The organism is Colwellia piezophila ATCC BAA-637, assembly GCF_000378625.1.
Taxonomy (GTDB): Bacteria; Pseudomonadota; Gammaproteobacteria; order Enterobacterales; family Alteromonadaceae; genus Colwellia; species Colwellia piezophila.
In genome coordinates this window covers 1-9,138 of sequence record NZ_KB905190.1, presented here as the reverse complement: position 1 = coordinate 9,138, position 9,138 = coordinate 1, and the positions used below count along the sequence as shown (strand labels likewise).

The window sequence follows — 9,138 nt, the reverse complement described above, 5'->3', positions numbered from 1 at the left end:
GCGATGAGAGCCAAGAATTCGTGCGTTTGGTTAATACTGATGAATGTAAAAACATTCTGGCAAAATTCTTTAAATAAACGGCTAATTCAACGCTTGCCTCTGCACAGAATAAAAAATGCTTTATCCTGTGCAGCCTGTGGTTTTATATTATACCAATTTCATTAAATTATTGCTCACTTGTGGGGGTAAAATACGCCATGTCAGCGTTGCTCTCAATCCCAATAGCCAGCTATTGCTCAATCGAGCGCCTTGCCCTGATTTATTTTCCCTATGCACAACAAGATCACAAACTGAATGAAACTGGTATTACTAAAGCGTTATGCATATCGTCTCGGCTGTTTATTACGACTCAGTAACCAGATAACAACAGCCATTAATAAAATTGGCCAAAACACGCCTATAGTTACCATGGCAATGCTACCAAATAACACTAAACCAATAAAAATTAGACTACCAAAAACGCTCAAAACAATCGCGAGTGCAATAACGACCAACAGCACGACCACTAAAGCTGAAACACCAATGGCCTTTAATGGCTCAATGACTTCACCATCCATCATCACATGCACATTCATTACTTCCAACATGCCAACACCAAAAACATAGGTTAAAAAAATGGTGGCCAAAATGGCCAAAATTAAGGACTTAAAGAAGCTCATGTCTTACTCACTGTTATAAAGATGAATGGTAACGGCTCTAGACTAATAATACTTGCTATTGGGTAGCAAAATACTTGCTACGACATAAGCAACACCCGTAACTACGGGTAACATTATTAGTGCGGCAATTACGGCAATCCGTACCGCTAAACGTGGAAAGTCATAATGTTTGGCAATACCAGCACAGACGCCGGTCAATTTTTTATTTACTACATCTTTACATAATGTTTGACGAACACTTTTTATACTTGAATATTCTTTGTCGTATCTCATGGGAACTCCTTAGCTTAACTTGAAACCTGCCCTCGTATTTTTACGAGGGACTTTAGGCCATTATTCTAGACTTATGATTTAGGCTTTCATCTAGGCAATGTGCTAGCCGTTAACAACTTTTTTCTTCATTTCCGCTAATTCCGCTTCAACGCTGTCGTCTTGCTCTAGTTCAGATATCTGCGTTGATAAATCTTTATTTTCGGTAAAGTCATACGACTCAACTTGCGCTTCAAGGCGGTCAATCTTTTGTTGATAACGCTCGAACTTAGCCATGGCTTCATCAATATTGTGAATAATGGCTTTTTCACGCACTTTTAAGCGAACTTCAGCTGACTCTTGGCGAAGCAGTAACGCTTCTTGACGACGTTTAGCTTCATTAAGTTTATCTTGTAAGCGCTGCGCATCTTCTTGAATAGCGGCTAATAAATCAGTTAATTGAGCATTATCACCATCAAGTTGCGTTAATTCTGCCTGGCATTTTTGTTTTTGCGCTAGTGCAGATCTTGCTAGGTCTTCACGGCCTTTACTTAAGGCTACTTCTGCTTTGTTATGCCAGTGAGTTACTCCTTCTTGAGTAAACTTTATTTTTCTTGCTAAGGTTTTTTGTTCGGCAATATTTTTGGCTGCGGTTGAGCGTACTTCCACTAATGTTTCTTCCATCTCGCCAATGATCAAACGGATCATTTTCTCTGGATGCTCGGCTTTATCTAACATGCCATTTAAATTTGCGTTCACAATGTCGGTAAAACGGCTGAATAATCCCATAGTTTACTCCTACTTTTTAATCGTTAATTTTTGAAATTTAGTTTTAATCTTTAGTCTGCTATGTATAGCGACTAATTTATTTCTTTGGCTGGCTCACTGATTCGTTAGTCGATTCAGCTGTGGTTTTGTTTTGGTTATTCTGTGCCAGTGTCGCTTGCTTCACTTGTTGATCTACCTCTAGCCAAGTTGTTGCATTCTTTAGTGAGAAGTTGGCTGAAAAGGTTTTAATCTCTTTATTAATTGATTGCTGTAATTGCGTATTTAGATCAACAATCATTTTTTCTCCTTGGGCAACAATAAAGTTGCTTATGGCATTTTCAACACTGGTTGCCGGTGCAGCATTAGCACGAGTGCTTACTGTTAATGCAACCAATAAAAATCCGATAAGTACAAACGCAAGGCTTACATCCTTAATTTTGCTGTTAGTATTATTAGTCATGTTAAATGTGCTCATAATAAATTCCTTCTTACTGTTCATGTTGGTTAAAGAGTACAGCTATTATTTTTGATGCTGTGGTTAACATCGTCTGCTTGTACTTAGTATTACAAGTGCTGTGCCAAAGATTAAAAATAATTTAACTGATTGATATTTATAATAAGTTTACTTTTAATTCAGTTGGCTTTAAATCAAACCTCTCAACATAGTTTAACTTTTTAGCTAAATTGACTATGCAGTTAGTCTATTTGACTAACTGGTTGTTTGTTAGTCAACTCACTTGGTTGTTCTTTGGTCAAATTAACGCTTGAAATTTAATAGACGATCAGTCTAATATCAGTTATGAAATTAAATAATGATATAAAGCCTCGGGGTAGACCTGCTAAATCTGGCAGAGATGCCGCGCAAACTAGGGCTGAACTAATAAATAGTGGCGTTGAACACTTCACCCAATTTGGCTTCGCTTCATCAGGTTTAGATAAGATATTAAAAAAAGTATCAGTACCAAAGGGTTCTTTCTATTATTACTTTGATAATAAAGAAGCCTTTGGTTTGGCGGTAATTGCACATTATGACGCTTACTTCTGCCGTAAGCTTGATGCACATTTAAAAAATGATCAGTTAACTCCTGAACAGAGGCTAATGAGCTTTGTTAACGATGCGAAAGTGGGTATTGAAAAATATAATTTTATGCGCGGCTGTCTAATTGGCAACCTTGAGCAAGAAATTTCGCTGTTACCCGATAGTCATCGCGAGAAATTGTTGGCTGTGATGCAGGGTTGGCAAGGTAAAGTTTCTGCTTATCTACAGGTGCTTTATCCGGATGATAAGCAGCAAGAATGTGATTCGTTAGCCGAGTTTTTTTGGCTTGGTTGGGAAGGGGCGGTAAGTCGATGCAAATTGGTCAAAACTAGCCAACCCATTGATCTTTTTATTACTCATTTTTTACAGCTAATAAAAAAGTAATTTTTTTCATTAATTAATAGACGGTCAGTCTATATTGGAGGTTCTATGTTTAAGTGTTTACTGGTAGATAAAGATGACAACGGTTATCGAACATCTTGTACACAACTCAATGAAGATGACTTAAAGCAAGGCAATGTCTTAGTAAAAGTCCAATATAGCTCGCTTAATTACAAGGATGCGCTCGCGATTACTGGTAAAGCTCCAGTAATTAGAAGCTTTCCCATGATACCAGGCATTGATTTTAGTGGTGTTGTTGAGCAGAGTGACAGTGATGAATTTAAGGTTGGCGATAAGGTGCTGCTTAACGGCTTTGGTGTTGGTGAAAAGTATATGGGTGGCTTATCACAAAAAGCGAAAGTAAATAGTGACTGGTTAATCGCTTTACCCGAAGATATGTCGCCACTGCAAGCAATGTCAATTGGTACGGCGGGTTATACCGCTATGCTGTGTATTCTAGCCTTGGAAAAATATGGTATTACGCCCAAGAGCGGAAAAATTATTGTTACCGGCGCTAGCGGTGGTGTAGGTAGCTTTGCGGTAAAACTACTGGCCTTAATGGGTTACTCGGTTGTGGCCTCAACAGGTAGTAGTGATCAGCATGATTATCTATATGATTTAGGTGCCACTGAAATTATCGATAGGGCAGAGTTATCAGCACCAGGCAAAGCCTTAATGAAAGAGCAATGGGCTGGCGCGATTGACTCTGTAGGCAGTCATACCTTAGCTAATGTTTGTGCTAGTATAAAATATGGTGGTGCAGTTGCCGCTTGTGGTTTAGCGCAAGGTATGGATTTACCCGCATCGGTGGCGCCTTTTATTTTACGTGGGGTATCTTTATTAGGTATTGATAGTGTTATGCGCGCTAGAGCAGACAGAGTGGTGGCATGGCAGAAATTAGCCGAATTGTTACCCGCATCTGAGATGCAATCAATAGCAGAAGTGATCGGCTTAGAACAGTCAATCGAAGCAGCCAGTAAATTACTCAATGGTGAGATTACAGGCCGTGTTGTCGTTGATGTAAATAACTGATAACACCGTGATTTTCAGTGATAAAATGTTCACTAAGCTAATGTAAAACAAAAATTAACCTTAGCGGCATTGAATATCTACGTAATAGCTATTACCTTATGCTTATATTATTTATTAAGATGAAATTACTATGACTCACCCTATTATCGAAGATCTTACCAGCCGTCATACGGTAAAAAAATATGATGCTAGCAGAAAAGTCGCACAGGCAGACCTGGATGTTCTATTTGAAGCCATGCGCCTTTCAGCTTCCTCTATTAATTCACAACCGTGGAAGTTTATTGTTATAGAAAGTGATGCCGCCAAGCAGCGCTTAAATAAAACCTTCGCTACTATGCATGAGTATAACAAGAAGCATGTTTTTGATAGCTCACAGGTGATTCTTTTTGCTCATAATCCAAAATATACCCGTGACGATTATGCCAAGGTAGTTGATAAAGGTATTGAAGATAAACGCACACCCATAGAGAATAGAGACGCAGCCTTTGGTGTTTATCTGTTTGCAGAGCTTAATACCGGTGAAGATGGCGATACTAGTACTTGGACTAAGGCGCAAACTTACCTTGCCTTAGGTAATACTTTACATGTGTTAGCGCGCTTAAAAATAGATTCTACGCCGATGGAGGGTATTGATATAACGCTGGTGAATGAAGAGTTTAGCCAAGAGCTTGAGGGTTACCAGTGTGATGTGGCCATAGCCATTGGTTATCATCACCCAGAAGATGATTTTAACGCCAAATTACCCAAATCACGCCTTGCTCTTCGTGATGTTTTAGTGCGTATCTAAAGTGAATTAATCACAGCTTTGCAGCAATTGAAAAATTGAATAATGCAGTAAGAAAATTATTACTGCATCTTAGCTGCTAGTAATACCCATTACGCTAATGAATTGATCAACTTAGGATTGTATTAGTGAGCTTAGAACAAGAAAAATTACTTAAACATAGTTATGCTATATTTCTTTAATTTTGAGTCGTTGTTGGTTCGCTAATAAATCCCCAAAGGGCGAGTACCTAATTAAAGGCAAAGGTTTATATGCGTCGTTATTAATTTCGATAAGGACGCTACATGGATGTTGATTATTCGAGAATGCAGACGTGGCATGGATGCCACTTATTAGAGAATGCAGGATGCATATTCTCCTGAGCTTATTCTCCTGAGCTTATTCTCCAGAAGAACCATTCTCTTCAATTAATGCCTAGCCTCTAAGCTTTTTAATTCTCGCTAAGTGGTTAATTAATTAATGTACTTGGTATCATTGGTGTTCAGCTGATTTTTCAGTACAATAATGGTTCTTTCATTTTTCATACCCATGGCTATGCACTCAAACTTAAATTACTCCCTACAAAGCAGTAACAGCTTTAATATCAAGGCGAGTTGCTCGCACATTTATTTTCCCTGTACCTTAGCTGAGTTACAGCAATTACCTGAGTTAACGGCAGAGCACTTCTATATCCTCGGAGAAGGCAGTAATACGCTGTTTGTTGAGTCGCAAGCACCGATTATAATTCAGCCTAAATTTACCGGTATTAATATCACGGAACAAGCTGAACACTTTATTGTGACGGTTGGCGCAGCAGAAAATTGGCATGACTTAGTCTGCTTCTGTCTTGAACAAGGCATTGATGGTTTAGAAAACTTAGCGTTAATTCCTGGTAGTGTTGGCGCTGCACCGGTGCAAAATATTGGTGCCTATGGCGTGGAATTCTCTGATTATTGTCAAGAAGTTCAATGGTACGATTTTGCCAGTAAAACCCTACATTCACTGGCCAAACACGCCTGTGATTTTGCTTATCGTGATAGTGTTTTTAAACAAGCACGTTATAACAAAGGTTTGATTACTCAAGTCACCTTAAAATTTCCGAAAGTGTGGCAGGCAAATCTTTCTTATGCAGGTTTAGATGTACTGGCAATAAACAGCTCAGCTAAAGAGGTGATGGCACAAGTTATTACTTTACGTAGTAGTAAGTTACCTGATCCAAAAGTTCTGCCCAATGCTGGAAGCTTTTTCAAAAATCCCGTTGTCAGTGAGCAAATGTTTTCTCAGTTACTACGCAATTATCCAAATATGCCACATTACCCACAGCAAAATGGCCAGGTAAAACTGGCCGCGGGTTGGCTAATAGATCAAACGGGATTAAAAGGCTTCAGGCATGAGAACGTTGGCGTACATCAACAACAAGCCCTAGTGCTAGTTAATTATGGCAGTGATTTTGGCGCGGATATTATTAGCCTGGCTAAATATATCCAACAAAAAGTCGCTGACAAGTTTTCGGTGTCTTTAACCCCTGAAGTACGAATGATTACCCAACAAGGCGAAAGGACATTTGCCTCTTTGCGTGATACCAACCCTATTGAAATGACTACCTGTGGTAATAGTGCTAACGGTAATAAAGTTAATGATCAAACAGCTAATGGTGATAATAATGACTAAGACAGTGAAAGAGCATTTAGTTAAGTCATTAGCTTCAGGGCAATTTGTTTCTGGGCAATTACTGGGGGAGCAGTTAGGTATTAGCCGTACGGCTATCGCTAAGCATATTAAAGTGTTAATCGATATAGGCCTAGATATTTATAGCGTTACGGGTAAAGGCTATAAGCTGGCTCAACCCTTGTATTTATTAGAGCAAGAAAAAATCATCAGTTTATTAGCTGATAAGCTAGGTAAGCAGATTGAAAATAAAATCGACTTGCCGTTGATTGAAGTACATAGCTTAATTGACTCGACCAACGATTATTTGATGAGGCGTTTACCAAATCAATTATCACCAGGGCAAGTTTGTTTAGCTGAATATCAAAGCGCTGGCCGAGGTCGTCGCGGTAGGCAGTGGATTTCTCCTTTTGGTTCGCAAATTTACTTGTCGATGTATTGGTATTTAGAGCAAGGTTTATCCGCGGCAATGGGATTAAGTTTGGTGACAGCATTAGCGGTAAGTGATGCGGTAAAAGCCTACAGTAAGGTGCAAGTTCAGCTGAAATGGCCCAATGATATTTATCTTGATGGTGTAAAACTTGCGGGTATTTTAATTGATCTCGAGGGGCAGGCCTTAGAGCCTAGCCACTGTGTAATAGGCATCGGCTTAAATCTTCATATGCCAGAAGCTGCAGGTAAGCTAATTGAGCAAAAATGGACTGATTTACAATCACATACTGATGTTAAAATAGATCGAAATGTACTCAGTGCGCAACTAATATATTGCTTACGCCAGCGTTTATTCCAATACCAGCAAACGGGTTTAGCGTCCATGTTAGATGAATGGCATGCTCATGATGCGTTTATCAATAAACGGGTTAAATTAATTACCGGAGAAAGAGTAACCCACGGCATATGCAGAGGTGTTAATAACCAAGGGGCATTACTGTTAGAAGTGGATGGCCAAGTTAAACCTGTCTATGGCGGCGAAGTTAGTCTGAGGATGGACGAATGATACTATTAATTGATATCGGCAATAGTCGCACCAAATATGCTCAGCTTATTGATGGTAAATTATCGGCTATTAGCCAGCTCAGTAATAAGGGTTTTTCGGTGACATACTTTGCTAAGTATTTCAGCGAAGCGAGTAAAATAATCGTGGCTAATGTGGCGACGCCGTCATTAACTAGCGAGCTTGCTGTTTGGTGTTCAAGAGAAAATATTTGCTTTAAACAGGTGCATAGTGAACAGCAAAAAAACACCCTTAAATCGGCGTATCAGCAGCCCACTACGTTGGGTATTGATCGCTGGTTAGTCTTATTGGGCGCAATGCACCTAGTGCCCAAACAAAATATCTTAATTATAGATGCAGGCACGGCGACCACAGTCGACTTACTCAGTAGTAATGGTCAACACCAAGGTGGTTGGATATTAGCAGGCATTAAAGCACTCTTTAAGAGCATTTTAAGCCATAGCACTTTAGTGCATGCCGAGAGTCAAACGGTAGCAAGTTTAGCATTTGGCACTAACACCACCGATAATGTTAATAATGCTTGTTGGGCGGCGACTTTGGGTATGATTACTCAAGCTATTAGGCAAGCACAGCACTTAGGTGATATTGAGCACATTATTTTAACGGGTGGTGATGGTCAGGCTTTAACCGAACTATTATTAACCCAGGTAAGCGAAAAAAATATACCCGTAGCCAACATTCAATTTATCGATAACCTTATTTTTTATGGTCTGCAAGAATACGCATAAGATAGCGTATGAAATTTTTTGCAGAACGATAGTTATCATTTACGTAATCAAATTAAATCAAACACAGTTAGGAATTATCATGAAAGCAGGAATTATTGGCGCAATGGAGCCAGAAGTTGCCATTTTAAAAGCAAAGTTAACCGATGCTAAGAGTACAGAACATGTGGGTTACACCTTTCATCAAGGTCAATTAGAAGGCAGTGACGTCGTTATTGTGCAATCAGGCATTGGCAAAGTTGCTGCGGCGTTAGCGACAGCGATATTGATTGATCGTTTTCAGGTTGATTACGTGGTTAATACGGGTTCTGCTGGTGGCTTTGATGCGGCATTAAAAGTAGGCGATATTGTCGTCAGTTCAGAAGTTCGCTATCACGATGTCGATATCACCGCATTTGGCTATGAAATAGGCCAATTACCCGCTAACCCCGCGGCATTTATGCCACACGCTGATTTAGTGGCAGCGGCAAAAGAAGGTATTGAACAACTCAATAAAACTGCAGGGCAAAGTATTAAAGCGATTACCGGTTTAATCACTACCGGTGATACCTTTATGACCAAAGAAGAAGATATTGCCAAAGCCCGTGCTAATTTCCCCACTATGGCTGCGGTTGAAATGGAAGGTGCCGCTATCGCACAAGCGTGTTTACAATTTAAAACGCCGTTTGTTATTATCCGTTCACTGTCAGATATTGCGGGTAAAGAGTCACCACATACCTTTGAAGAATATTTAGAAACAGCAGCGGTTAACTCATCGCAGTTAGTATTGAATATGTTAGCGCAGCTTAAAGATAAAACGCAGCTTAATTAAAGGTATTCCGTTCACTGTCAGATATTGC

11 protein-coding genes are annotated in these 9,138 nt (G+C 39.5%); 7 read left to right on the top strand and 4 right to left on the bottom strand.

Features of this window, described 5'->3' with window-relative positions:
* Window positions 1–317: 317 nt before the first annotated feature.
* The 4 genes from F580_RS0123495 to F580_RS0123480 form a co-directional block, all read right to left on the bottom strand.
* Window positions 318–659: a hypothetical protein gene (locus F580_RS0123495; RefSeq protein WP_019030210.1), complete on the bottom strand. Its 342-nt coding sequence runs from the start codon at window positions 657–659 to the stop codon at window positions 318–320.
* Window positions 660–701: 42 nt separating this feature from the next.
* Window positions 702–932: a PspC domain-containing protein gene (locus F580_RS0123490; protein WP_019030209.1), complete on the bottom strand. Its 231-nt coding sequence runs from the start codon at window positions 930–932 to the stop codon at window positions 702–704.
* Between the two features lie 102 nt (window positions 933–1,034).
* Complete coding sequence (pspA, locus tag F580_RS0123485) at window positions 1,035–1,697, bottom strand: phage shock protein PspA (protein WP_019030208.1); 663 nt, start codon at window positions 1,695–1,697, stop codon at window positions 1,035–1,037.
* A 76-nt stretch (window positions 1,698–1,773) separates the two neighbouring features.
* A complete protein-coding gene (locus F580_RS0123480; protein WP_019030207.1) occupies window positions 1,774–2,151 on the bottom strand; it encodes a hypothetical protein in 378 nt (125 codons plus the stop codon).
* 324 nt (window positions 2,152–2,475) lie between these two features.
* On the opposite strand from F580_RS0123480, the gene acuR reads away from it, so the two are divergent.
* The 7 genes from acuR to mtnN all read left to right on the top strand — a co-directional run bounded on the left by acuR (window position 2,476) and on the right by mtnN (window position 9,110).
* Window positions 2,476–3,099, top strand: a complete 624-nt coding sequence (acuR, locus tag F580_RS0123475) for an acrylate utilization transcriptional regulator AcuR (RefSeq protein ID WP_019030206.1) — start codon at window positions 2,476–2,478, stop codon at window positions 3,097–3,099.
* A 45-nt stretch (window positions 3,100–3,144) separates the two neighbouring features.
* Window positions 3,145–4,128, top strand: coding sequence for an acrylyl-CoA reductase (NADPH) (acuI, locus tag F580_RS0123470; RefSeq protein WP_019030205.1), 984 nt, complete (start codon window positions 3,145–3,147; stop codon window positions 4,126–4,128).
* 130 nt (window positions 4,129–4,258) lie between these two features.
* Complete coding sequence (locus F580_RS0123465; RefSeq protein ID WP_019030204.1) at window positions 4,259–4,915, top strand: nitroreductase family protein; 657 nt, start codon at window positions 4,259–4,261, stop codon at window positions 4,913–4,915.
* Between the two features lie 501 nt (window positions 4,916–5,416).
* Entirely contained in the window at window positions 5,417–6,562 is a 1,146-nt protein-coding gene (gene murB / locus F580_RS0123460) for a UDP-N-acetylmuramate dehydrogenase (protein ID WP_019030203.1), read from the top strand.
* On the top strand, window positions 6,555–7,556 hold the full coding sequence (birA, locus tag F580_RS0123455; RefSeq protein ID WP_019030202.1) for a bifunctional biotin--[acetyl-CoA-carboxylase] ligase/biotin operon repressor BirA: 1,002 nt from the start codon (window positions 6,555–6,557) through the stop codon (window positions 7,554–7,556). The genes murB and birA overlap by 8 nt, the downstream gene beginning before the upstream one ends.
* Window positions 7,553–8,302 carry a type III pantothenate kinase gene (locus tag F580_RS0123450; RefSeq protein WP_019030201.1) on the top strand — a complete coding sequence of 250 codons (750 nt, stop codon included), beginning with the start codon at window positions 7,553–7,555 and terminating at the stop codon, window positions 8,300–8,302. The genes birA and F580_RS0123450 overlap by 4 nt, the downstream gene beginning before the upstream one ends.
* A gap of 79 nt (window positions 8,303–8,381) precedes the next feature.
* The gene (mtnN, locus tag F580_RS0123445) at window positions 8,382–9,110 is read left to right on the top strand and encodes a 5'-methylthioadenosine/S-adenosylhomocysteine nucleosidase (protein ID WP_019030200.1); all 729 of its coding nucleotides are present in this window, start codon (window positions 8,382–8,384) and stop codon (window positions 9,108–9,110) included.
* The last annotated feature ends 28 nt before the right edge of the window (window positions 9,111–9,138 follow it).